19 protein-coding genes and 3 tRNA genes are annotated in these 23,228 nt (G+C 71.0%); 15 read left to right on the top strand and 7 right to left on the bottom strand.

The annotated features are described in order from the left end of the window. On the bottom strand, positions 1-848 hold an 848-nt coding region (locus ACFXAZ_RS01170), incomplete at its 3' end, for an RNA-guided endonuclease InsQ/TnpB family protein (protein ID WP_384583084.1). Positions 849-877: 29 nt separating this feature from the next. On the opposite strand from ACFXAZ_RS01170, the gene ACFXAZ_RS01165 reads away from it, so the two are divergent. From ACFXAZ_RS01165 to ACFXAZ_RS01145, 5 genes are all read left to right on the top strand, one after another. Then, positions 878-1,036: an Arc family DNA-binding protein gene (locus ACFXAZ_RS01165; RefSeq protein WP_384583081.1), complete on the top strand. Its 159-nt coding sequence runs from the start codon at positions 878-880 to the stop codon at positions 1,034-1,036. Positions 1,037-1,225: 189 nt separating this feature from the next. Continuing rightward, on the top strand, positions 1,226-2,509 hold the full coding sequence (locus tag ACFXAZ_RS01160) for an AAA domain-containing protein (protein WP_384583130.1): 1,284 nt from the start codon (positions 1,226-1,228) through the stop codon (positions 2,507-2,509). Positions 2,510-2,674: 165 nt separating this feature from the next. Then, entirely contained in the window at positions 2,675-3,049 is a 375-nt protein-coding gene (locus ACFXAZ_RS01155) for a hypothetical protein (RefSeq protein ID WP_382681511.1), read from the top strand. Between the two features lie 278 nt (positions 3,050-3,327). Next, positions 3,328-4,020, top strand: a complete 693-nt coding sequence (locus ACFXAZ_RS01150; protein WP_384583077.1) for a bifunctional DNA primase/polymerase — start codon at positions 3,328-3,330, stop codon at positions 4,018-4,020. Further along, positions 4,011-4,084, top strand: a tRNA-Lys gene (locus ACFXAZ_RS01145). The genes ACFXAZ_RS01150 and ACFXAZ_RS01145 overlap by 10 nt, the downstream gene beginning before the upstream one ends. Positions 4,085-4,234: 150 nt before the next feature. Here ACFXAZ_RS01145 and ACFXAZ_RS01140 read toward each other — a convergent pair. Next, entirely contained in the window at positions 4,235-5,500 is a 1,266-nt protein-coding gene (locus tag ACFXAZ_RS01140) for a M6 family metalloprotease domain-containing protein (RefSeq protein ID WP_384583075.1), read from the bottom strand. A gap of 333 nt (positions 5,501-5,833) precedes the next feature. Between ACFXAZ_RS01140 and ACFXAZ_RS01135 the strand changes: the two genes are divergently transcribed. Beyond that, positions 5,834-7,705: a putative bifunctional diguanylate cyclase/phosphodiesterase gene (locus ACFXAZ_RS01135; RefSeq protein WP_384583072.1), complete on the top strand. Its 1,872-nt coding sequence runs from the start codon at positions 5,834-5,836 to the stop codon at positions 7,703-7,705. 574 nt (positions 7,706-8,279) lie between these two features. Here ACFXAZ_RS01135 and ACFXAZ_RS01130 read toward each other — a convergent pair. Both ACFXAZ_RS01130 and ACFXAZ_RS01125 read right to left on the bottom strand, forming a co-directional pair. Beyond that, a complete protein-coding gene (locus ACFXAZ_RS01130) occupies positions 8,280-9,368 on the bottom strand; it encodes an LLM class flavin-dependent oxidoreductase (RefSeq protein ID WP_384583069.1) in 1,089 nt (362 codons plus the stop codon). Positions 9,369-9,522: 154 nt separating this feature from the next. Then, positions 9,523-10,227: a decarboxylase gene (locus ACFXAZ_RS01125; protein ID WP_384583066.1), complete on the bottom strand. Its 705-nt coding sequence runs from the start codon at positions 10,225-10,227 to the stop codon at positions 9,523-9,525. 309 nt (positions 10,228-10,536) lie between these two features. Between ACFXAZ_RS01125 and ehuB the strand changes: the two genes are divergently transcribed. The 6 genes from ehuB (at position 10,537) to ACFXAZ_RS01095 (ending at position 14,860) form a co-directional block, all read left to right on the top strand. Further along, complete coding sequence (ehuB, locus tag ACFXAZ_RS01120) at positions 10,537-11,433, top strand: ectoine/hydroxyectoine ABC transporter substrate-binding protein EhuB (RefSeq protein ID WP_384583063.1); 897 nt, start codon at positions 10,537-10,539, stop codon at positions 11,431-11,433. Positions 11,434-11,448: 15 nt separating this feature from the next. Continuing rightward, on the top strand, positions 11,449-12,183 hold the full coding sequence (gene ehuC, locus ACFXAZ_RS01115) for an ectoine/hydroxyectoine ABC transporter permease subunit EhuC (RefSeq protein ID WP_384583060.1): 735 nt from the start codon (positions 11,449-11,451) through the stop codon (positions 12,181-12,183). Beyond that, the gene (gene ehuD / locus ACFXAZ_RS01110; RefSeq protein ID WP_384583057.1) at positions 12,180-12,824 is read left to right on the top strand and encodes an ectoine/hydroxyectoine ABC transporter permease subunit EhuD; all 645 of its coding nucleotides are present in this window, start codon (positions 12,180-12,182) and stop codon (positions 12,822-12,824) included. The genes ehuC and ehuD overlap by 4 nt, the downstream gene beginning before the upstream one ends. Before the next feature lie 139 nt (positions 12,825-12,963). Further along, complete coding sequence (gene ehuA / locus ACFXAZ_RS01105) at positions 12,964-13,722, top strand: ectoine/hydroxyectoine ABC transporter ATP-binding protein EhuA (protein ID WP_384583126.1); 759 nt, start codon at positions 12,964-12,966, stop codon at positions 13,720-13,722. 186 nt (positions 13,723-13,908) lie between these two features. After that, a complete protein-coding gene (locus ACFXAZ_RS01100; RefSeq protein ID WP_384583054.1) occupies positions 13,909-14,667 on the top strand; it encodes an IclR family transcriptional regulator in 759 nt (252 codons plus the stop codon). A gap of 119 nt (positions 14,668-14,786) precedes the next feature. Then, positions 14,787-14,860: transfer RNA gene (locus ACFXAZ_RS01095), tRNA-Lys, on the top strand. Positions 14,861-14,980: 120 nt separating this feature from the next. On the opposite strand, the gene ACFXAZ_RS01090 is transcribed toward ACFXAZ_RS01095, so the two are convergent. From ACFXAZ_RS01090 to ACFXAZ_RS01080, 3 genes are all read right to left on the bottom strand, one after another. Beyond that, a complete protein-coding gene (locus ACFXAZ_RS01090) occupies positions 14,981-15,586 on the bottom strand; it encodes a lytic polysaccharide monooxygenase (RefSeq protein ID WP_384583051.1) in 606 nt (201 codons plus the stop codon). A gap of 147 nt (positions 15,587-15,733) precedes the next feature. Then, positions 15,734-16,870: an SPFH domain-containing protein gene (locus tag ACFXAZ_RS01085; RefSeq protein WP_384583048.1), complete on the bottom strand. Its 1,137-nt coding sequence runs from the start codon at positions 16,868-16,870 to the stop codon at positions 15,734-15,736. 150 nt (positions 16,871-17,020) lie between these two features. Beyond that, a complete protein-coding gene (locus ACFXAZ_RS01080) occupies positions 17,021-18,448 on the bottom strand; it encodes a peptidoglycan-binding protein (protein WP_384583045.1) in 1,428 nt (475 codons plus the stop codon). Between the two features lie 255 nt (positions 18,449-18,703). On the opposite strand from ACFXAZ_RS01080, the gene ACFXAZ_RS01075 reads away from it, so the two are divergent. The 3 genes from ACFXAZ_RS01075 (at position 18,704) to ACFXAZ_RS01065 (ending at position 23,205) form a co-directional block, all read left to right on the top strand. Then, positions 18,704-18,777, top strand: a tRNA-Lys gene (locus ACFXAZ_RS01075). A 418-nt stretch (positions 18,778-19,195) separates the two neighbouring features. Continuing rightward, positions 19,196-21,271, top strand: coding sequence for a glycosyltransferase family 2 protein (locus ACFXAZ_RS01070; protein WP_384583042.1), 2,076 nt, complete (start codon positions 19,196-19,198; stop codon positions 21,269-21,271). Beyond that, the gene (locus tag ACFXAZ_RS01065) at positions 21,268-23,205 is read left to right on the top strand and encodes a galactose oxidase-like domain-containing protein (protein WP_384583039.1); all 1,938 of its coding nucleotides are present in this window, start codon (positions 21,268-21,270) and stop codon (positions 23,203-23,205) included. The genes ACFXAZ_RS01070 and ACFXAZ_RS01065 overlap by 4 nt, the downstream gene beginning before the upstream one ends. Positions 23,206-23,228 lie beyond the last annotated feature (23 nt).

Here is a 23,228-nt window from a genome sequence, read left to right as displayed (position 1 = left end):
CGCTTGGCCCACTTGCGGGCGGTGTCCTGCCGCTGCCGGGCGATCTTCGCGTAGACCTCGGCACGCGACTTCCTCGCCTCCCGGTAGCCCCTCGATCCGGCCCGCCCCTTCTTCGGCTTGCGGCGCGCCACCATCCGGTCGTACCGGGTCAGCTTCGCCTGCGCCCTGCGCCCGTGCCGCGGGTGCGGGATCTCGGGGGCGGCGTCTGTGGGGGTGGCGCACACCCTCACGCCCCAGTCCACACCGAGCACCCGCCCCGTGGCCGGGAGCGGCTGCGCCTCGCCGGCCACGACGAACGACGCGTACCAGTGCCCCACAGCATCCTGGTACACGCGCACCGAGGAAGGTACGGCGGGGAGTTCGCGGGACCAGACGACCGTCAGGACGATCCCGCCCGCCACATGCAGACGCCCGTCCCTCAGCCGGAACCCGCGCTGCGTGTAGTTCAGCGTCGGCAGCGCGTCCCGCTTCCGCCTGACCCGGGGCATCCCGGCACGCCGACGCACCGGCAGCTTCGCCTTGATGTCCTTGATGGCCTTGGCCCGGGACGCGGCGAAGTCGCGGATGGTCTGCTGCTGCGGCACCGAGGCACCCTCACGCAGCCACGCCATGGCGTTGCGGGCTTCGGTCAGCATCCTGTCGAGCTGGGCCGGGCCGCACGTCGTCTTCTTCTCGGCCGCTCCCCGGTTCGCGGTGTGGACCTTGCGGGACATGGCCACGCACTCGTTCCACACCCATCGGCAGCGCGCCCACTCGGCCATGAGGCCGGTGCGGGCGGTCGACGACACGCGAAGCCGGTAGGTGTACCGGGCATGCCCGGCGCCCTCCGATACTTGTGGTGTCGTCATGCCACCATTTTACCACTACAGTTCAGGGCATGGATCATGAAGTACGCATCACCCTCCGTCTCCCCGCCGACCTGCATGAATGGCTTGCCACTCAGGCCAGGTCCGCCCGCAGATCCCTCAACTCCGAGATCCTGCACCGGCTTGAGGACAGGCGCGGCAACGACTCGGCAGACGACCAATCGCCCTGAAGGCGATCACTCTCTCCCTGCCCCGCCCCACAGGAGCCCGATTCCACCCCGGTCTGAAGGCCGGGGCATCCTCGGAGGAACCCGGTGACCACGACCTCCCCCGGAACCCCTTCCGGCACCTCGTCCTGGGCCTCCCCCGGCCCGCCCCCGCTCGACCCGGGCACCGCGGCGGCGCGGGCCACCGACGCGATCCTGCGTGACACCCTGCGCGGCGCCGAGCGCGGGGTCGTGGTCGACTCCCCGCCCGGCGCCGGAAAGTCCACGCTGGTGGTGCGCGCCGCGCTGGAACTCGCCGACGCCGGACGCCCCCTGATGGTGGTCGCGCAGACCAACGCGCAGGTCGACGACCTGGTGCTGCGGCTCGCCGAGAAGCGGCCCGAGCTGCCGGTGGGACGCCTGCACAGCAGCGACTCCGACCCGTACGACAAGGCGCTGGACGGCCTGGAGCAGGTGCGGACGTCGGCCAAGGCGGCCGACCTGGCGGGCCTGCCGGTGGTGATCTCGACGGCGGCGAAGTGGGCGCACGTCCAGGTGGACGAGCCCTGGCGGCACGCGATCGTGGACGAGGCGTACCAGATGCGCTCGGACGCGCTGCTGGCCGTGGCCGGGCTGTTCGAGCGGGCGCTGTTCGTGGGCGACCCGGGGCAGCTCGACCCGTTCTCGATCGTCGGCAGCGAGCAGTGGGCGGGGCTGTCGTACGACCCGTCCGCGTCGGCCGTGATGACGCTGCTCGCGCACAATCCGCAGCTCCCGCAGCACCGGCTGCCGGTCTCCTGGCGGCTGCCCGCGTCGGCGGCGCCGCTGGTCTCGGCCGCCTTCTACCCGTACACCCCGTTCCGCAGCGGCACCGGCCACGGTGACCGGCGGCTGACCTTCGCCGTCCCGGCCGACGGTTCCGGTCCGGACCGGGTGATCGACGCGGCGGCCGAGTCCGGCTGGGGCCTGCTGGAGCTGCCCGCCCGGCACACCCCGCGCACCGACCCGGAGGCGGTCCGCGCGGTGGCGACGGTGGTACGGCGGCTCCTGGACCGGGGCGGCGCGGCCCGCTCGGAGCGCTCGCCGGACCCCGTACCGCTGACGGCGGGCCGGGTCGCCGTCGGCACCGCCCACCGCGACCAGGCGGCGGCCGTCCGCGCGGCCCTCGCCGAGCTGGGCGTGTCCGGGGTCACCGTGGACACGGCCAACCGGCTCCAGGGCATGGAGTTCGACGTCACGGTCGTCCTGCATCCGCTGTCCGGCCGTCCGGACGCCACCGCCTTCCACCTGGAGACGGGCCGGCTGTGCGTGCTGGCGTCCCGGCACCGGCACGCCTGTGTGGTGGTGTGCCGGGCGGGCGTGAGCGAGCTGCTCGACGCGTACCCGTCGACCGAGCCGGTGCAGCTGGGGACGGTGGTGAAGTTCCCGGACGGTTGGGAGGCCCATCATGCGGTGTTGTCCCATCTGGGCGAGCATCGGGTGAGCTGGCGGCCCTGAGCCGGGCCGACCCGGCAGCGCCGGGCGCCGGACGGTGTCGTCGCCGGCGTCGGATGCGGGGCCGTGGCCGTCGGCGCGGCCCCCTTGCGCGTACGAGCGACAATGGACGGTGGCCCGTGGTGTTCGAGTGCGGGTACGCCACCGACCGTACGAGGAGGAAAAGACATGGCGGAGCCCACGCCGCGCCGCAATGAACCGCGGCTACGCCCCGCGCCCCTGCTCTTCGAGCCGATGCAGGCGGCGGCCGATCCGGAGCACTTCTTCGACCTGGAGTCGATCGACGACCCGCGTGCGCTGCTGGCGCGGGCGACCGAGCTGGCACAGGCGTTCCGGGCGGCGGCCGACCGTGCGGTCGAGTTCCAGGCGATGGCGGCGGCCCAGCTGGCCGACCCGCGCCGGTTCGACCGGCTGACCCCGGCGGACCTGGCCGAACAGGCCGAGTGGACCGAGGACTACGCGAAGAAGATGGTCGAGTTCGGGCAGGATCTGATGCGGGGCGCCGAGGGGAGCCGGGGGCGGGGGCATGTGGATCCCGTGTGAGCCGTCCTGCGGGGTGCGGGTAGCTCTGTTGGCCCCTTGCGGGCCACCGGGTCGCTGGGCTGACCCCAGATGACCCAGCTGGCCCAGTTGGCTCTGAGCGGGTCCCAGGGGCGCCGACCGTCCGGCGCTGTTACCGGCGGTCCAGGCCGGTCCAGCCGGTACGGCAACGCGCACCCCGCATATGCCAGGCGGGCAAGATACTCCCCCGCACCCCGTCCTGTCCCGATTTCCGGCAACTCGTTGAGATCGGATGCTCACAGCAGGTAGATCTGGACGACATGAGCAGCGCCCGGAATGAACCTTTCTCCACAGCCCCCACCACCATCTTCACCGCCTTTCCCGCACCGCCCGCACTGCCGTTCCCCGATGCCGCCGAGGTCTCCGGCGTCACCCCGGACGGCGCCGACTGGCTCGCCTCCGCCGCAACGTACCCGCGCAGCACCCTCGCCCTGTGGCAGGAGCACCCGGACGCCCCCGTCGTCCTGCCCTGCGGCACCGCCTTCGACGTGGTGAGCGCGCCCGCGATGTTCGGCCGCCGGATGCTGGACCGGCTGTGGGACGACGGGCCCGGCTCCGGCCCGGTCGCCGTCTACCGGGGCCGCGTGCTGCTCTTCGCCGCGTCCGGCACCGCTCAGCGGCTCCCCTCGCTGCTGCACTGGGAGGAATGGGGCGCCCGCGCGGACGGCGCCGGCAGCGAGACCGACGGCGGCCGTGCCGAGGGCATCCCGCCCCTGCTGTGCCACGGCACCGGCGACGCCGTGACCGTCCCCGCCCCCACCGCCCCCACCGGCTGCGCCGGGCCCTTCGACAACCGCTGGCTCGTCGCCCCGGACACCCGCCACCCCTGGCTGCCCGGCCCGGAGGTGCTCCTGTGGGCCGCCGTACGGGCCGCCCGCTCCGCCGTACGCATTTCGATTTTTCCTCCCCAGGACCAGGATGCTAAGGTCTACGACGTCAGCAGGCGCCGCTAGCTCAGTTGGTTAGAGCAGCTGACTCTTAATCAGCGGGTCCGGGGTTCGAGTCCCTGGCGGCGCACGATGACGATGGCGAGACGTGTTCGCGGAAAGCGCGACATGTCTCGCCATCTCTGTTTCTGCGCGGCGTTCGCCGCGCGTTGCGGGGGCTTCGCCACCCACACCCCCCTTCCCACACCGGTTGGCCTTCCCGTCGCCTGGACGGGGGCAGTCAGGTCGCGGGGGTGATGCGGATGGTCCAGGCTCCTGTGGGGGTGCGGTTCTCCACCTTCACCCGCACCTCGGCGCCGGGGACCGTGAAGCTCTCGCCCAGTTCCACGGGGGCGTCGGCCAGGGGTGGGTAGACCGAGTTCTGCCAGCAGGCCTCCTTGCCGGGGTGGGCGTCGACGACCTGGATGGGACCGGCGCCGGACGCGGTGTCGGCCTCGATCCGGTAGACCAGGACGCCCTGGCGGCAGGCCGTGGCGTCATTGCCGACGGCCCCGCGCGCCTCGAAGGCCAGCGCGCCGGAGGGGCCCGTACGGACCACCGCGAGCTTGGTGCCGCGGCCGGTGCCGAAGGCCGGGGAGCCGGCCGCGCCGGTCGCCGGGGCGTCCGGGCCCACGCCCAGGGACTCCAGGGTGAGACGGGTCGGCCCGGAGCCCGGGACACAGACCACCTGGCGGTCCTCCAGCCAGCCCAGCTTCCACTTGTGCCAGGCGAAGAGATCCGGGGCGAGCCCGAACTGGCTGCCCATCAGATCCCAGTCACCGACATGGGTGTCCCAGTCGCCGTGACCGTCCACCGGACGGTGGTAGAGGTCCGGCAGATCGAAGACATGGCCCGTCTCATGGGCCAGTACCAGCCGGTCCGGCGGATGCTGCTCGAAGACCGTCACCACCCGGCGGATGTCGGTGCCGTCCGCGCGCAGCGGGGTGTCCAGGTTCACCACCTTCGTGGCGTCCGAGTCCACGCCCGGGGCGTCCGGGTCGGCGACGAAGTAGACGACGTCGTAGCGGGAGAAGTCCACCTGGCCGTCGGCCGCGGCGAGGGCGTCGCGCAGGTAGGCGGCCCGGTGGGCGGCGTTCCAGTCGCGCTGCATGGCGTACGCGGTGGACGGGCGCGGCATGCGGATCCACTGGCGCAGTGGGTGCGGGCGCAGGCTGAAGCGGCCGTAGGAGGCGCGGGAGAAGAAGGTGGACGTGGCGGGGAAGTGATCGGCGGTCAGTTCGGCGGGGGTGGTGCGGGGGGCCGCGTCCGGGAAGGACAGGAAGATCATCACCGCGTCCAGTGACCGGACCGGCTTCGGATACGCGCCGTTCCAGGTGTCGAGGCCCTCGGAGTGATGGGCGGCGGTACGGGTGAGGGCGCACGGGGAGGCGGCGAAGGGCTCGGCGATGGACGGGGCGGTGATGAAGGAGGTGGCGGCGACGGCCGACAGGACGGTGAACACGGCCGCGGTGCTGCGCAGTCGGGGGCGCGGAAGCGGACGCGGCACAGATACCTCCGGGAGCGGATCGTGGGACACCGCACCCAGCCTGTGGGAATTTCATGTCGTATGCCCTGTTTGTCTACCCCGGGTGGGTGAGGGGCCGGTCACACCCGCCGCGTCAACACCCCCGGAATGTTCACGGTCCGTCACAATCGGTCGGTGGTTGTGGAAACCGGTCCCCGCACGGGCAGAAACGATCTGTCAGGACAGTGGGGCCATCCGCGACACTGGATAGTGGCTGGAAGGGCCGGGGACCAACCTCTATGATCGGCACACTTTCCTGACACTTTCCTGCCCGGACAGAGATCGAGCAGATCGAGTGCACTGCGGGAGCGAGCGGTGAGCGGAACGTCCGAAGGGCCGACGCCCGCGGCAGACCTCATCCGGCCGGCCGTCACAGACAGCGATCATCCTGCGGCTCGTCGTACCGGTGACGAGTCGGCCGACAGTACGAGTGCCACCGAGGGCGCCTATCGGGCCGCCTTCGTCTGTGCGCCGCTGGCCATGGCGGTCGTGGACCGCGAGGGGCTGGTGGTCAGCGCGAACGAGGCGCTGGGTGAGCTGCTGGGGATCGTGCCGGGCCGGCTGGCCGGCCGGGCCGCCGCCGACCTGGTGGACCTGGCCTCCGACGCCCGTACCTGGCATGCCTACCGGGAGGTGCTGCGCGGGCGGCAGGCGCGGCTGCGCTGCACCCGGCGGCTCAAGCATCCCGACGACGGTCACGCGGTGTGGGTGCAGATCACCGTCGCCCCGCTGCCCGGCGATCCGCACGCGGTGCTGCTCTCCGCCGGGGACATCAGTGCCCGCCGGGAACTCCAGGCGCGGCTGCGGCACTTGCAGATGCACGACCCGGTGACCCGGCTGCCCAACCGGACCCTGTTCTTCGAGCGGCTCACCACGGCGCTGGAGGCCGAGCCGGAGGTGACCGGCGGCACCGGGCGGATCGGGCTGTGCTATCTCGACCTGGACGGCTTCAAGGCCATCAATGACACCCTCGGCCACCGGATCGGTGACCGGCTGCTGGCCGCCGTCGCCGAGCGGCTCACCCGCTGTGCCGACACGGCCGGTCATACGAGGGCCAGCGCGCCGCTGGTGGCCCGGCTCGGCGGCGACGAGTTCGCGCTGATGGTGGAGGACTCCACCGGCACCGAGCAGCTCGCCGATCTCGCCGAGTCGGTGCTGACCGCGCTCCAGGCGCCGTTCGATCTGTCGGGGCGGCGGCTGTCGGTGTCGGCGTCGATCGGGGTGGTGGAGCGGCTCGCGGCGGGGACCAGCGCGACCGGGCTGATGCAGGCCGCGGACACCACGCTGTACTGGGCCAAGGCCGACGGCAAGGACCGCTGGACGCTCTTCGACCCGGAGCGCAACGCCCACCGGATGACCCGTCAGGCGCTCGCCTCCACCCTGCGGCCCGCGATCGAGCGCAAGGAGTTCGTACTGGAGTATCAGCCGCTGGTCGGGATGTCCGACGGGCGGCTGAGCGGGGTGGAGGCGCTGGTGCGCTGGAATCACCCGCAGTTCGGCATGCTGACGCCGAATCGCTTCATCACACTGGCCGAGGAGGACGGCGCGATCGTGCCGCTCGGCCGCTGGGTGCTGGCCACCGCGTGCCGGCAGGCCCGCCGCTGGCAGCTCGACCATCCCGACGAGGAGCCGATCTTCGTCAGCGTCAATGTGGCCGTGCGGCAGGTCTGGGACTCCGATCTGGTCGCCGACGTGGCCCGGATCCTCGCGGAGACCGGCCTCGCCCCGCATCTGCTCCAACTGGAGCTGACCGAGTCCGCGGTGATGGGCTCCTCCGGCCGGCCGCTGCAAGCCTTGCAGTCCCTCAGCGACATGGGGGTCCGCATCGCCATCGACGACTTCGGCACGGGGTACTCGAACCTCGCCTACCTGAGCCGCCTGCCGGTGTCGGTACTGAAACTGGACGGGTCCTTCGTCCGGGGCTTCCAGTACGACGAACGCGAGGCCGGCAGCCGCGCCAACCCGGCCGACGAGGTGGTCGTCGAGGCGATGATCCAGCTCGCCCACCGGCTCGGCCTGACGGTGACCGCAGAATGCGTGGAGACCTCGGCCCAGGCCGGCCGCCTGCGCCGCATCGGCTGCGACACCGGCCAGGGGTGGCTGTACTCCCGCCCGGTATCGCCGGATCGTATCTCCGAGCTACTGACCTGCCCCAGCGAGACGGAACAGACGGTGGGGAAGCCGTAGGGCCGGCCCCGGCCGGTGCTGGACCATGGCCGGGGGCTCCCGGGGGCTCCCGGGGGCGGGAGGCCGTGGGCCGTGGCTGGTGTCTCCCGGCGGGAGGCAGGGCGGGCGGCGGTGTGGCCGGGGTGGCCCGGCGCGGGTGAGTGTGGGGTGGGGCGCGGGGCATGCGTAGGTTCTGAGCGGAGAGGTCATGCGAGCGGTGCTGCTCGCCCGCCCGCAGGCCCGGAGCCGGGACAGGCGGTCGGAAGCCCTGGGCGTCGGGGCGGGGCGGGCAGGGGGACTCCCCCATCGATGTGGGCCTGTGTCACAGGGACGGGGCCGGCCGCGGAAGCCATTGGCTGCTGCGTCTGGCCGACATGGCAGCGGAAGACAACGCGGCCGACACGACCCGGCACAGCTGCATCGGGCGGGACCCACACCCACCCGGCCCGGTAGAACGGGCAGACCACCCACCCACACCCACCCCGTCCCCGGTAGAGCGGGTACACCAGCCACACCCACCATGCCTCGGTAGAACGGGCCACCAGCCCCCCCCCCGGACCCGTCCGGCCTCGCAGGGGGCTGCCAGTGGTGTCGGTCAGGTGGTCGTCGGCAATTCGTATGCGTCTGCGATCAGGGCGTAGGAGTTCAGGCGTACGTCGCCGCCGGGGATGTTCGCGGTGATCATCAGTTCGTCGGCGCCGGTGCGCTTGTGGAGGTCGTTGAGGCCGGTGGTCACCTCGTCGGGGGTGCCGTGGATGACGTTGCCGTTCCAGGAGTCGATGAAGTCGCGTTCCATCGCGCTGAAGGTGTGGGCGGCGGCTTCCTCGGGGGTCGGCATCAGGCCGGGGCGGCCGGTGCGCAGGCGGACCATGCCCAGGGCGGCGGCGAGGACCTGGCCGCGGGCCACCTCGGGGTCCTCGGTGGCGACGGCCGAGACGCCTATGGCGGCGTAGGGCCGGTCCAGGAGGGGTGAGGGGGAGAAGGACTCGCGGTAGAGGTCCAGGGCCGGGACGGTGTTCTGGGCGGAGAAGTGGTGGGCGAAGGCGAAGGGCAGGCCCAGCAGGCCGGCGAGGCGGGCGCTGAAGCCGGAGGAGCCCAGCAGCCAGACCGGCGGGCGGTGCGGGGACTGGACGCCGCCGGGCGCGGTCGCCTGGACCGGGCCGGGGACCGCGTGGATCCGGCCGTAGGGGTGGCCGTCGGGGAAGTCGTCGTCCAGGAAGCGGATCAGTTCCGTGAGCTGCTGGGGGAAGTCGTCGGCGCCTTCGCCCAGGGTGGCCGTGCGGCGCAGGGCCGCGGCCGTGGGGCCGTCCGTGCCGGGGGCGCGGCCCAGGCCCAGGTCGATCCGGCCGGGGGCCATCGCCTCCAGCGTGCCGAACTGCTCCGCGATCACCAGCGGGGCGTGGTTGGGGAGCATGACACCGCCGGAGCCCAGCCGGATCCGGGAGGTGTGCGCGGCGAGGTGGGCGAGGATCACGGCGGGTGAGGAGCTGGCGACACCGGGCATGGAGTGGTGTTCGGCCACCCAGAAGCGGTGGAAACCGCGGGCCTCCGCGAGGCGGGCGATGTCGACCCCGGTGGTGAGGGCTTCCGTGGCGGTGTGGCCCGTACCGACCGTCGCCAGGTCCAGGACGGAGAGGGGAACGGGTGCGGTGCCCTGTGCCCGGCCACGGATTCCGTCTGCCATTGCCGCCGCCTCTGCCGTCACTTTGCGCCTCCTGTTCGCCGCACACCCGGGCATCTGAACACCTGGATGCCTGAATGCTGAGTACCGAATGCCTTGGATGGTCTCGGTCCAGGTCCTCCGGGCGTAACAGGAGACTGTCTCCGGTTATTCCGGCTCACACCTGCACGATCGGCTCCCGGTCGAACAGGGCGCCCAGCCCGGGGGCGTTCACTCTCCTGTCGGTCAGGCGCAGGGCCTCCCAGACCGTGACCTGGGACGCCGTGAGGACCGGCTTGTCCAGGTCCGCCTCCAGTTGCTGGAGGTGGGCCGCGGTCTGGAGGGCGGGGTCGGGGAACAGGACGGCCTGTGTCTCCGGGGTGTCGGCCGATCGGGCCAGTGCCAGGAGATCGCCGGGCGGTCCGGTGATGGCCTGGGTGACCTCCAGTCCCGCCTCCCGCAGGAACGCGGCGCTGCGGTCCACCTCCGGCGGCGGGCCGGTCGACGCGACGGCGACCCGCCGGGCGCCCAGTTCCCGCGCCGCGTTGACGAAGGCCAGCGGGGCGCAGGAGGCGGGCATGCCGGCGGCCAGGGCCAGGGCGCGGGACTGGGCGCGGGCGGTGCGCAGGTCGACGGGGTCCGGGCCGGTCCGTACGACCGCCTCGGCGCCGGTCAGCCGGAGCCGCTCCGCGATCGCCGCCAGCCGGGCGGGACTGTCGGCCCCGGCCGCACCCCCCGCACCCCCCGGGCCGCCCGCTTCCGCCGGCTCGGTGAGATCCGCGCGGACGACGTCCAGGCGGATGTCACTGCCGAGCAGCTGCTCGATGCGCGGATAGTCGTCCGCGGGGGCGTCGCCCGGGTGGAGGAATCCGAGTGCGGTCATGTCCTGCCTTCCTGCTGCGCGCGGGGCCAGGGCCCGCTGAGGGCCGCCCTTCCGGCGGGTCTCCGCGCCACGGAGATCCACCCGAAGAGCCTGGGGCTCCCCTGCCCGGGTGCCCGGCCCGTACGCCGACCTCTCCAGCGTCGCCCTCCCGGCGGAGATCCGCGCCCCGGCGAGCCCGGAAACGCGCAGGTCTCCTTCCGGTCACCGTTTCATCACATCGAGCCGGGTCCGGGCATAGCTTCCCGCCATCGGGCAGGCGGGAGAACTGGTCGCGACCGGTACGAGAGCACCACATCTGGAGGCACGTCCATGACCTCATTCCCGCAGCTGTCCCGCAGGGTCTTTCTCACCAGAACGGCGGCCGTCGGCGGCGCGCTCACGGTGCCCGGACTGCTGACCGCGTGCAGCAGGACGGACGCGGGCGGCGAGGCCGCCGGGCTGGACAAGCTCAAGGAGCAGGGCTACGTCCGGGTCGCCTACGCCAATGAGGCGCCGTACGGCTATGAGGAGGACGGGCAGCTCAAGGGGGAGGCACCCACGCTGCACCGGGAGATCTTCCAGGCCCTCGGGGTGGCCGAGCTGCGGCCCGCCTTCTCCGAGTGGGACGGGCTGATCCCGGGGCTCCAGGCGGGGAAGTACGACGTGATCAGCGCCGGGATGGCGATCACCCCGGAGCGCTGCGCGAAGACGCTGTTCTCCGAGCCGGAGTTCATCTCGCCCACCGCGCTGATGGTCGAGCAGGGCAACCCGAAGGACCTCACCGACCTGGCCTCCGCCAAGGACGCCGGGGCGGTGATCGGGGTGATGTCGGGCGCGGTCGAGAAGGGCTACGCCACCGGCGCCGGGATCGCCGACGGTGACATCAGGACACTCCAGAAGCCGCAGGACGGCGCCGACGCGGTCAAGGCCGGCCGGGTCGACGCGTTCCTGCTCACCGGCATCTCGCTGAACTGGCTCGCGAAGAACAACAGCGGCCTGGAGGTGACCCGGTCGTTCGTGCCGGAGGTCGACGGGGTGAAGCAGTACAGCCCCGGGGGCGCCGTCTTCCGGCAGGGCGGCGAGGAGGTGCGGGACGCCTTCAACCGCGAGCTGAAGAAGATCACCTCCGACCGGGGCCGGTATGTGCAGTTGCTCAGCGAGTACGGCTTCGGCGAGGACACCATCCCGCCGGCCGACCTCAGGACCGCCGACCTGTGCCAGGCGTGACGGGGACGCGCACCCATGGGTGACTTCTACACATACTTCTTCGCCCATCTGCCCGAGGTGTGGTCCGGCCTCGGGGTGACCGTCGCGGCCACCGTGCTGGGCTCGGCCCTCGCGCTCGTCCTGGCGTTCGGGTTCGGTTTCATGGCCCGCGGCCGGGCGGCGCTGGTGCGCGGGGTGTCCCGGGTGCTGGTGGAGTTCTTCCGCGGCACCTCCCTGTACGTCCAGTTGTTCTGGCTGTACTACGCCCTTCCGCTGCTCATCGGCTACGAACTGTCGCCGCTGTTCTGTGGGGTGGTCGCCCTGGGCATCAATTACGGGGCCTACGGTTCCGAGGTGGTGCGCGGCGCGCTGAACGCCGTACCGAAGGCGCAGTGGGAGGCGGCCGTCGCGCTGAACATGTCGCCGGCGCAGCGGATGCGGCGGGTGATCCTGCCGCAGGCGTGGCCGCAGATGATCCCGTCGTTCACGAATCTGCTGATCCAGCTGCTGAAGTGCACGCCGCTGCTGTGGCTGATCTCGGCGGCAGATCTGACGACGGTCGTGCAGCAGATGCGGGACCGCACGGGTGAGTCGGCGGCGGCGTATCTGACCCTGCTGGTCCTGTACTTCGTGCTGGCCTACGCGCTGACCCTGCTGATGAACGCCCTGGAGCGGCACGCCAGGGGTCGGCTCGACGGCCGGTCCGGGACGCGGGCGGCGCTCCGGGCGCGGGTGGCGAAGACCGGTGCCACGACGGGAGGGGCGCGGTGAACTACGACTGGGACTGGAACGCCGTACGCGATTCGCTGCCCCTGCTGTGGGAGGGGTTCCGGACGACGCTGCTGGCGACCGTGCTGGGCACGCTGGTCGCCGCCGTGCTCGGGCTGGCCGTGGCGGTCGCGGGGCGGGCGCCGACCCGGCTGGTGACCGTGCCGGTGAAGGCCGTCATGGAGTTCGTGCGCTCGACGCCGCTGCTGGTGCAGTTGGTCGCCGCGTACGCGGTGTTCCACACCGTCGATCCGCTGACCATCGGCATCGCCGTGCTCGGTGTCCACTACGCCGCGTATCTGTCGGAGGTCTACCGGGCCGGGATCGACGCCGTGCCGAAGGGGCAGTGGGAGGCGTGCCGGGCGCTGTCGATGTCGCCGCGGCGCACCTGGCAGGCGGTGATCCTGCCGCAGGCCGTGCGCAAGGTGCTGCCCGCGCTGGGCAACTACGCGATCTCCATGTTCAAGGAGACACCCTTCCTGGCCGTGATCACGGTCACCGAGATGGTCGCCGAGGCGCGGGAGTACGGGGCCTATCACTTCGCCTACGTCGAGACCTTCACCCTCGCCGGTCTGATCTTCCTGCTGGCGAGCTACCCGACCTCGCTCGCGATGAGAAAGCTGGAGAAACGCCTTGGCCACTGATCCGTCGCAGAAGACCGTTGATCCGTCACAGAAATCCGTTGATCCGTCGCGGAGGACCGTAGGTCCGTCGCGGAAGACCGTTGATCCGTCGCGGAAGACCGTCACCGGCGTCCCGCCGGGCCCCGACCCGGCCGGGCCGCTGGTGGAGTTCGACCGGGTGGTCAAGCGGTACGGCGACCATGTGGTGCTCGACCAGCTCGACTTCACCGTCGAGCGGGGCAGGCATGTGACGCTGATCGGGCCGAGCGGCTCGGGCAAGACCACCATCCTGCGGCTGCTGATGACGCTGGAGCCGGTCAGCTCCGGGACCATCACCGTGGACGGCACCCCGCTGTCCCACATGCCGGGCCCGGACGGGCGGCTCCGGCCGGCGAGCGAGAAGTACCAGCGGGTGATCCGCCGGAAGATCGGGATGGTCTTCCAGCAGTTCAATCTGTTCCCGAACATGAATGTGCTCCAGAACATCACCGAGGCGCCGGTCACCGTGCTCGGCGTCGAGCGCGCCCAGGCCGAGGAGCGGGCGCGTGAGCTGCTGGACCTGGTCGGGCTGAGCGACAAGGTGGACGCGCATCCGACCCGGCTCTCCGGCGGTCAGCAGCAGCGGGTGGCCATCGCGCGGGCGCTGGCCATGCGCCCGGAGATCCTGCTCCTGGACGAGGTGACCTCGGCGCTGGACCCGGAGCTGGTGGCCGGGGTGCTCGACGTCCTGCGGGACATCGCGCGCAGCACGGACATCACGCTTCTGTGCGTGACCCATGAGATGAATTTCGCCAGGGACATCTCCGATACCGTACTTATGTTCGACTCGGGTCGGGTGATCGAGTCGGGCCCGCCGGAGAAGATCTTCGGCGACCCGGAGCAGGCGCGGACCCGGGAGTTCCTGGGTGCGGTGCTGTGAGGGGGGCTGGGGCGGGCACAGGCAGGGATGAGTGATCATGCCTGTGGCATATGCCGTCGGACCTTTCCCCCCGTGGGAAGGGGTGTGTTCTCGCCAACCGCCTCTTCCGGAGGGGTGGGTGGCGGTTATCGTGGGGAGGATCCGCCGACCGGATCAGGGATCAGGGCCGAGCGACCGGGAGACACCGTGACGCTGACGCACGAGCCGACCGCGCCGTACCACTCGGCCCAGGACGCCCTGCGGGTCCTGGAGACGGTGGCACGGCACCCGACGGGGGTCACCGGCACCGAGCTGGCCCGCCGGACCCGGCTCGGCGGCGAGCGGCTGACCGGGCTGCTGCGGATGCTGCGCCGCGAGGGCTACGTCGAGCAGCTCACGGACGGCACCCATGTGGCGGGCGAGGCGCTGGCCCGGCTCGGCTCCGCGCACCGCAGGGATCAGGCGCTGCGGGCCCAGCTCCAGCGCACCCTGGACCGGCTGCGCGACTCGGTGGGCGCGGCCGTCTATCTGAGCCGGTACGTGGACGGCGAGGTCAAGGTCACCCAGTACGCGGCGGGCCCGGGGATGCCGGTGGTCAACGAGTGGGTGGACTTCCGCCACTCCGCGCACGCCACCGCCCTCGGCAAGAGCCTGCTCGGCCAGCTCGACCACAACGGGCGGCGCGACCATCTCTCCCGGCACCGGGCGGTCCGGCTCACCTCCCGCACCATCACCAGCGACAGGCAACTGCTGTCCCGGCTGGCGGCCCAGCCGCCGACCGTGCCGGTGCTGGATCTCCAGGAGTACGCGATCGGCACGGTCTGCGCGGCCGTACCGATCACGGCGGGCTCGGCGGCCGGCTGCCTCGCCCTGTCGCTGCCCGTCGAGCACGCCCACCGCTTGCGCCAGGCCGCCGACACCCTCAACCGCAACGCGGCCCCGGTGCTGCTGTCGCTCGCGATCTAGGGCCCTTCCGATGGATCTCCGGGCCCGTTTCCGGGTGGTCCGGAGCACCCCTGTGGAGCGGGTAGTATTTTTCCCGTCGCCGCCCGCGAGAGCATGAAAACGCGGTCGGCACGGGTCATGCGCCGCTAGCTCAGTTGGTTAGAGCAGCTGACTCTTAATCAGCGGGTCCGGGGTTCGAGTCCCTGGCGGCGCACCGACGAAGGGCCTTCCGTGGGAGCGGGAGGCCCTTCGACGTATCTCCAGGCACCCTCCGCACGGACGCCGGCACCGGTGGGGCCGGTGCCGGCGTGCGCGGGGGTCAGCCCGGCCTGCGTCAGAAAGTGACGTCCGAGCAGGCGTAGAACGCGTTCGTCGTGTCGGCGACGGTCCAGACCGCCACGATGACATGACGTCCGCTCAGCCCCGACGGGATGGTGCCCGAGTGGGACAGGGTCTGCGGCGGGCGCTGGTTGTTGTAGGGGACGGTGAGGAACGGGGTCAGGTTGAGGTCCGCGCGCGTGAGGTTGCGGTTCTGGTTCCAGCCCGCCTTGGTGATGTAGTACTTGAAGTCGCTGGTGGCGTGCATGGCGGTGAACTGCCAGCGGAAGTTGTAGCTCTGGCCGCCGGTGACCTTGGTGGCGGGCCAGGCCGCACCGGACGGCGTCTTCGGCGCGCTGAGCTGGGCGAACTGCCCGTTCCCGGCGTTGCAGATCGACCCGTCGGCCGGTCCGCTCGCCGGGAAGCCCTTCGGGCCCTCGACGCTCTGCGGCTCCCACTGGATGTTGCCGCAGTTGGTGACGGTGCCGTTCTGGCAGGCCTTCTGCCTGCTGAGGGGGAGGTCGGTGTAGCCGTGGCCGGTGGCGCCCGGGGACGAGAGCACGAGTGCCCCGGTGGTCGCCATTCCCACGGCGGTGGCGTAGAGCTTGGTCCTAGTGCGCATAATCTGCCGCTCCTGGGGAGAACGTGGGGGTGAGATCAGTGAGCCGTGCAGGTCTAGACCAAGCAATAATGTATTGCCGTTAGTTGAACATGTCCATACCAATCTCGGAACCTGGCCATGACCAGGGAAGACCCGGCCGCACACGTGTCAGTGCGCGGTGTCCCCGGCCCGTCCCGAGCAGAAGGCCACCGTCAAGTCCCGTACCAGGACCTTGCGTTCGTAGTCGTCCAGCTCGACCAGGCCGCGCATGGTCAGCCGGGTCACCGTGTCCTCGACCGAGTCGACGACCGAGGTGAGCATGGTCGCCCGCTGCTGGGCGTCCAGCGCGGCGATCCGGCGCCGGTGCATCGCGGCGGCCACCTCCGGCGCGTACTCCACCCGCACCGGCTGCACCGAGAACACCTCCAGGCCCACCACGGCCGCGTCCCCCGACACCAGCCGGGTCAGGGTGTCCGCCGCCACCGGGGCGCGGGCGGCGCCCGGCGGCTCCACCGCCACCCGGGCCAGCGCCGACTCCACGCACTCGCGCAGATAGCTCTCGTGGTCCTCGACGCCCAGCACGGCCCGCGCGGTGTCCCGCACCCGCCACGACACCAGCACCACCACCCGCAGCGCGACCCCGCTGCCGTCGGCCCCGTGCATCGGCTCGCTGCGCCAGTGCCGCAGCCGGACGTCCACCCGGCGGCGCAGCAGCAGCGGGTTGACCCACATCAGACCGGTGCGCCGGACCGTCCCCCGGTAGCGGCCGAAGAGACCGAGGACCCAGGCCCGCCCGGTCCCGCCGCGCGCGAGCCCGCCGAAGCCGAACAGGGCGAGCGCCCCGGCGCCCGTGTACGCCGCCCACTGGACCGGGCCGAGCCCCGCCCCGGCGGACGCGGGCAGCCCCAGCGCCGCCTCGGCCAGCGGGGGCAGCACCCCGGCCCACCACGAGACGGCCGCGCACCCTGCCGCCCCGCCGAGCCCGGCCAGCACCCCGGCCGACGCGGGCAGCACCCGCGCCGGGTGCTCCACCAGCTCCGGGTCGACCTGCGCCACCGGGCGCGGCTTCGCGGGCATCGGGCGCCGGGTGCGGGGCTGCTCGCCGGTGCCCTGGCGCCGGTTCACCACGGCCGGGCGCAGTGGCACCGGCTGGGGGTCGGGTTCGTCACGGAAGAGCAGATGGACCGGGATCTCGGTGGTGGCCTCGTTCTGGATCAGCCGGGGGGCCGGGCGGCCCGGCGCCGGTCCGAGGGCGTCGGAGGGCTCGGGTTCGGGTGAGGTGCTCAGGTCGTCGTACGTGTTCATGGGTGCCGCCAGCCTCCGCGCCGGGTGCGTCATGACGATGGGGGTGATGGGGGTGATGGGGGGCGTGTGGGTGATGGGGGTGGTGGGTGGGGTGAGGGCCCTGTGATGGGGAGGGCCCTGTGATGGGGAGGGACGGTCGGAGGCGGGGCGTCAGGTGAACAGGCGGCGCCAGGTCTCCGGGCCCGGGTAGCCGTCCGCCGCCGCGCCCCGCCAGCCCTGGGCCCGCTGGAACGCCTCGACGGCACGGCGGTCCGCGTCCCCGAAGCGCGGGCCGGGGCCGGATGCGTAGAACCGGCCATATCCCTTCTTGACCAGCTGTTTTCCGAGCTGGGTGACGTAGGGGCTGGTCACCCCCGGGCGGAACACGGCCGCCCCGGGGTAGGGCGGCACCCGGGGCGGGACGGGTGCCGGGGGCTTGGTGGGTGTCGAGGGCTTGGTGGGAGCGGGTGGCTTGCTCGGGGCGGGTGGCTTGCTCGGGGCCGGGGGGCCCGCCGCGGCGGCTGCCGGGATGCTCTTGCCCTTGCCGGTGACCAGCAGGTTCCAGGTCTGCGGGCCGGGGATGCCGTCGGCGGCACTGCCCGTCCAGCCCTGGGCCCGCTGGAACGCCTGGGTCGCCCGGCGGTCGGCGTCGGTCCAGACCGGGCCGGGGCCCGAGGTGTAGAAGCGGGCGCCGCCCCGCTTGACCAGCATCTGGCCGAGCTGGGTGACGTACTTGTTGTTGGCGCCGGGACCGAAGGACGCCGCCCCCGGGAACGGGGTCGTCGGCGGCTTGGCGACGACCGGTTCCTTTTCACCGCCGGTGCCCGGCGGGCTTTCGGCGACGCCCTTGTAACGGTAAGGGACGTACCGCCCGGAATTCGCCCAGTAGGCGTACGGCGTGGCCTGGCGGCGGGCGTGCGGGCGGGTGGACTCGTAGGCGATGTAGGAGGAACGGGTGTAGTCCGTCCAGCCGCCGAAAAGGACGACGTGCGAGCCCTTCTCGGGGTTCGCGGGATTGTGGAACAGCAGCATGTCGCCGGGCTGGAGTTCCTCCTTGGAAATCTTCACCGCGTACTTGTCGAGGGAGCCGGTCCATTCGTTGCCGGCCAGTTTCCAGGCCATCGAGACATAGCCCGAGCAGTCCTGCCGGTAACCGTCGGTCCAGTACTCGGCCATGCTGTACGGCACCTTCGCCGCGACCCACGTCTTCGCCCGGTTGATGATCTCCGCGCGGGTGATCGAGCCCGGCGTGGGGACCACCGGGGGCGCCGGGGTGCCCCCCGGGCCGTGCAGCGGGGCCTTGCTGCCCTGCGGGGTGTCCGGTTCGTCGGCCACCGGAACGCCGGGGCGGCCCGGGGCGTGGGGGGCGGCGGCGGCCGGCAGGGCGAGCCCCGCGCCGAGGGCGGAGGCCGCGGCGGCGACCACCACGACCCGGTGGACGGCCGCCGGACGGGCCGCGCCCGGGAAACCCCGGAAACCCAGCGGGCCCGGGGAATACCGGGAATGCGACGACTGCGGCCGGGTGTGCCGTCGCCGGCGGCAGCCGGGACAGTCGCAATCGCTCACCGGATCGATCTCCTCGAATGCCGGAGACTCCATGCGATTCCCCTCACATTTCTGTTCACGCTTCTGCTGGAAAGGTCCGCGGCTGTGCACGTTGATCAGTTTTTCCCAACTGTCGGCACAACGCGCATTCTGACGGTCCGAATGATGTACTCAGGGTCCGAAATCCCGCTTCCGGGCCCCTTCCCGACCCCGACCGGCCCCTTTCCGGACCACCGCCGGAGGCCGTCCCGCGCCCGCCGGTGGTCCGGAGCACCCCGGGCGGTCCGGTAAAGTTTCCGGGGTCGGCAGGCGCCGCTAGCTCAGTTGGTTAGAGCAGCTGACTTTTAATCAGCGGGTCCGGGGTTCGAGTCCCTGGCGGCGCACGACACGGCAGGCTCCCTCCATCCGAGGGGGCCTGTCGGCTTTCCCACACTCCCGTATCTCGCGCCCGGCTCGACACAGACGTCCCATTGGTCGTGTATGACCGGTAAATACCGTGTAGAGCGTCTTGCGATCATGCTGAACGCCGTAGAACCCTGGTGTGGAAGAGGCTGCGGATACGCGCCTGTTGGGGGGCGGGGAACCGGTCGCCGTTCATCGCGGGGAGAGGGGGCCCGTTCCTGAACGGATGCCGAGGGGGGCATCATGCAACCGGCGGGTCGCTGTTCCATGTCTATAGGCTGTGGACGAGGTGGTGACCGTGGCCCACCACTGATACGTCTGCGAAGGGTCGAGGGGGACCTCAGCAGGCGAAACGAACCGACAGACACGTGGGACCACCCGCGTGTGGGGGGATGACTCATGACGTCGAGGCCGACGGGTGCCCGGCAGGACTCCGACCCGTCCGAGACCACTCAGCTCAGAGTGCCGTCGCATCGCACCGGCAACACGGGTGCCTTCCGCCGGATCAAGAAGACCCTGCCCCGGTACGACTACGAGCACTACAGCCGGCTCGCGGGCCCCCTCACCCAGCCCGACCCGAACAAGCCGTACAAGGTGCAGTACCGGTCGCTGATCTCCCAGGAGCCGCACCGCATACGCGTGGCGCTGATGCTGGCCGCCGCGCCGCTGCTGTCGGTGGTCCTGCTCGCCTGGCTGCTCCAGCCCGCGCACTGGACCGAACGCGACTACCCGGCCTACGACTTCCTGCCCGCCCTCGATGTCGTGATGCTGGTCTCGATCGGTCTGATCGAGTTCTTCCGCTGCATGAACGTGCTGTCCAACGCGCACGCCACCCTCGTCGCGCGCGACCCCGTCCCGGTGGTGCCCGAGACCGGCACCAAAGTCGCCTTCCTCACCTCCTTCGTGCCCGGCAAGGAGCCGCTGGAGATGGTGACCAAGACCCTGGAGGCGGCCGTCAAGCTGCGCCACCGGGGTCTGATGCATGTCTGGCTGCTCGACGAGGGCGACGACCCGGACGTGAAGGAGGTGTGCGCCCGGCTCGGCGTGCACCACTTCTCCCGCAAGGGCATCGCCAAGTGGAACCGGACGAAGGGCCCGCACCGCGCCAAGACCAAGCACGGCAATTACAACGCCTGGCTGGAGGCGCACGGCGGCGACTACGACTTCTTCGCCTCCGTCGACACCGACCACGTACCGCTGCCCAACTATCTGGAGCGGATGCTCGGCTTCTTCCGCGACCCGGACATCGGCTTCGTGATCGGCCCGCAGGTGTACGGCAACTACGACTCCTTCGTCACCAAGGCCGCCGAGTCCCAGCAGTTCCTCTTCCACGCCCTGATCCAGCGCGCCGGGAACAAGTACGGCGCCCCGATGTTCGTCGGCACCTCCAACGCGGTGCGGATCACGGCGCTGAAGCAGATCGGCGGGCTGTACGACTCGATCACCGAGGACATGGCGACCGGGTTCGAGATCCACCGCGCGAAGAACCCGGCCACCGGCAACAAATGGCGCTCGGTCTACACCCCGGACGTGCTCGCCGTCGGTGAGGGCCCGAGCGCCTGGACGGACTTCTTCACCCAGCAGATGCGCTGGTCACGGGGGACGTACGAGACGATCCTCAAGCAGTACTGGAAGGGCTGGTACTCGCTGCCGCCGAGCAAGCTCTTCAACTACACGATGATGATCATCTTCTATCCGATGTCGGCCCTGAACTGGATCCTGGCGGCGCTGAGCTGCGCGCTGTTCCTGGGCCTGGGCGCCTCGGGTGTCAATATCGACCCGGTGGTCTGGCTGATGCTGTACGGCAACGCCTCCGCCCTCCAGATCGGCCTGTACGTCTGGAACCGCCGCCACAATGTCTCCCCGCACGAGCCGGAGGGCTCCGGCGGGGTGGCCGGCATGGTGATGTCCGCGCTGTCGGCGCCGCTGTACGCGAAGGCGCTGATCGACGCGGCGCTGCGGCGCAAGAGCAAGTTCGTGGTGACGCCCAAGGGCGATTCGGCGAGCCCGGACCGCTGGTTCGGGACCTTCCGCTACCACTGGTACTTCATCCTGATCTTCGGTGCCTCGATCGGCGCCGGTTTCGCCTTCGGCCACTCGCACCCGGCGATGATCATCTGGGCGATCTTCGCCATGCTGATCACCGCGACGCCGATCTTCGCGTGGCGCTGGTCGCTGCGGGAGGCGAAGAAGCGGCCCGCCGCGCCCGGGCCGGGGGCAGGGCCGCAGGACGCGGCGTCGGGGGCGCCCGGCGCCCCGGGCACGAATCAGCAGTACCAGCCGCAGCCGCTGCCCACGGGGGCGCCGGGTTCGCCGGGGTCCGGGCAGCACGCGGCGCACACACCGCACGCGCCGCAGCAGCGGCCCAGCTGGGCCGCTTCCGGTCAGCCGCCGGGTGGCCAGGGCGCCCCGGGTGCGGGCAATGACCAGACCATGCAGATCGCCCTTGGTGGACTTGGGGGACGTAAGGAATGAACGACCGTGGAGGCCGCCGTCGCGCCCGTCGACTCGCGATCGGCACGGTGGTGGTACTCGCGCTGGCCGGCATGAACGGGCCGTGGCTCTACCGCTTCGGCTCGGAGAAATACCACCAGTACCAGATCAACCGACCCGAGTACAAAGCCGAGAACGGCAAGTGGGAGGTCGTCGAGTTCCCCGACGAGTACAAGCAGAACACCATTCACGCGGCGCTGCTGCGGACCGGAAAGGTGCTGCTGGTCGCCGGGTCGGGCAACGACCAGGACAATTTCGACGCGAAGCAGTTCGACACCCGGATCTGGGACCCGGTCAAGGACACCATCAAGAAGGTGCCGACCCCGACCGACCTGTTCTGCACCGGGCACACCCAGCTCGCCAATGGCAATCTGCTGATCGCCGGCGGCACCAAGCGGTACGAGAAGCTTGAGGGCGATGTCACCAAGGCCGGTGGCCTGATGGTCGTCCACAACGAGAACCCGGACAAGCCGATCACGCTGCCCGCGGGCACCAAGTTCACCGGCAAGGAGAACGGCAAGACGTTCGTCTCCAAGGACCCGGTGCTGGTGCCGCGCGCCGAGAAGGTCTTCGACCCGGAGACCGGGGAATTCCTGCGCAACGACCCCGGACTCGGCCGTATCTATGTCGAGGCGCAGAAATCCGGCGCGGAGTACGAGACCGGCACCCAGGACAACTACCGGGTGCAGGGCCTCAGCGGCGCCGACACCCGCAACACGTATGGCATCGCGGAGAAACTCGCCCTGGACAAGAAGGATTTCCAGGGCATCCGGGACGCGTACGAGTTCGATCCGATCGCCGAGAAGTACATCAAGGTCGATCCGATGAACGAGGCACGCTGGTATCCGACGCTCACCACGCTGAGCGACGGAAAGGTGCTGAGTGTCTCCGGGCTCGATGACATCGGGCAGCTGGTCCCGGGCAAGAACGAGGTCTACGACCCCGAGACCCAGACCTGGGAGTACACCGAGGAAGTACGGCAGTTCCCGACCTATCCCGCGCTGTTCCTGATGCAGAACGGGAAGATCTTCTACTCGGGGGCGAACGCCGGGTACGGGCCGGACGACGTGGGGCGCGATCCCGGTATCTGGGACGTGGAGACCAACGAGTTCACCGAGGTGCCCGGCATGAGCGACGCGAACATGCTGGAGACCGCGAACAGTGTGCTGCTGCCGCCCGCGCAGGACGAGAAGTACATGGTGATCGGCGGCGGCGGGGTCGGTGAGTCGCAGCTGTCCAGCGAGAAGACCCGGATCGCCGACCTGAGTGCCGACGATCCGAAGTTCGTGGACGGGCCGTCGCTGGAGAAGGGGACGCGGTATCCGATGGCGTCCGTGCTGCCGGATGACTCCGTCCTCATCTCGGGCGGATCCGAGGACTATCGCGGGCGCGGGGACTCCAACATCCTCCAGGCGCATATGTACGACGCCGAGACGAATTCGATGGAACGGGTCGCCGATCCGCTGGTGGGGCGCAACTATCACTCCGGGTCGATTCTGCTGCCGGACGGGCGGGTGATGTTCTTCGGGTCCGACTCGCTCTACGCGGACAAGGCGAACACCAAGCCGGGTGAGTTCGAGCAGCGGATCGAGATCTATACGCCGCCGTATCTCTTCCAGGGGGCGCAGCCGACGCTGTCCGGGGGGCCGGACACCATCGAGCGGGGGGAATCGGGGACGTTCACGTCCCAGCACGCGTCTTCCTTGGAGTCGGCGCGGTTGATTCGGCCCAGTGCGTCCACGCATGTCACCGATGTGGATCAGCGGTCCATCGCCCTGGACATGGAGGTGTCGGGGGACGAGGTGACGGTTACCGTGCCGGAGAATCGGAATCTGGTGCAGGCGGGGTGGTACATGTTGTTCGTTACGGATGATCAAGGGACGCCTAGCGAGGCTCAGTGGGTCCAGGTTCCGTAGCCTGTACCACAACGCTCCCGCAG

The organism is Streptomyces sp. NPDC059477 (assembly GCF_042749375.1).
In the GTDB taxonomy this organism is placed as follows: domain Bacteria; phylum Actinomycetota; class Actinomycetes; order Streptomycetales; family Streptomycetaceae; genus Streptomyces.
The sequence above is the reverse complement of the archived record's forward strand: the minus strand, read 5'-3'. Positions and strand labels throughout refer to the sequence as shown.

Excerpts from the sequence above, each read along its gene's own strand:
- ACFXAZ_RS01165 (WP_384583081.1), top strand. The coding sequence starts at position 878 with ATGGATCATGAAGTACGCATCACCCTCCGTCTCCCCGCCGACCTGCAT.
- ACFXAZ_RS01130 (WP_384583069.1), bottom strand. The coding sequence starts at position 9,368 with ATGGCAGACGGAATCCGTGGCCGGGCACAGGGCACCGCACCCGTTCCC.
- ACFXAZ_RS01070 (WP_384583042.1), top strand. The coding sequence starts at position 19,196 with ATGACGTCGAGGCCGACGGGTGCCCGGCAGGACTCCGACCCGTCCGAG.
- ACFXAZ_RS01150 (WP_384583077.1), top strand. The coding sequence starts at position 3,328 with ATGAGCAGCGCCCGGAATGAACCTTTCTCCACAGCCCCCACCACCATC.
- ehuB (WP_384583063.1), top strand. The coding sequence starts at position 10,537 with ATGACCTCATTCCCGCAGCTGTCCCGCAGGGTCTTTCTCACCAGAACG.
- ACFXAZ_RS01125 (WP_384583066.1), bottom strand. The coding sequence starts at position 10,227 with ATGACCGCACTCGGATTCCTCCACCCGGGCGACGCCCCCGCGGACGAC.
- ACFXAZ_RS01085 (WP_384583048.1), bottom strand. The coding sequence starts at position 16,870 with ATGAACACGTACGACGACCTGAGCACCTCACCCGAACCCGAGCCCTCC.
- ACFXAZ_RS01080 (WP_384583045.1), bottom strand. The coding sequence starts at position 18,448 with ATGGAGTCTCCGGCATTCGAGGAGATCGATCCGGTGAGCGATTGCGAC.
- ACFXAZ_RS01155 (WP_382681511.1), top strand. The coding sequence starts at position 2,675 with ATGGCGGAGCCCACGCCGCGCCGCAATGAACCGCGGCTACGCCCCGCG.
- ACFXAZ_RS01065 (WP_384583039.1), top strand. The coding sequence starts at position 21,268 with ATGAACGACCGTGGAGGCCGCCGTCGCGCCCGTCGACTCGCGATCGGC.
- ehuC (WP_384583060.1), top strand. The coding sequence starts at position 11,449 with ATGGGTGACTTCTACACATACTTCTTCGCCCATCTGCCCGAGGTGTGG.
- ACFXAZ_RS01090 (WP_384583051.1), bottom strand. The coding sequence starts at position 15,586 with ATGCGCACTAGGACCAAGCTCTACGCCACCGCCGTGGGAATGGCGACC.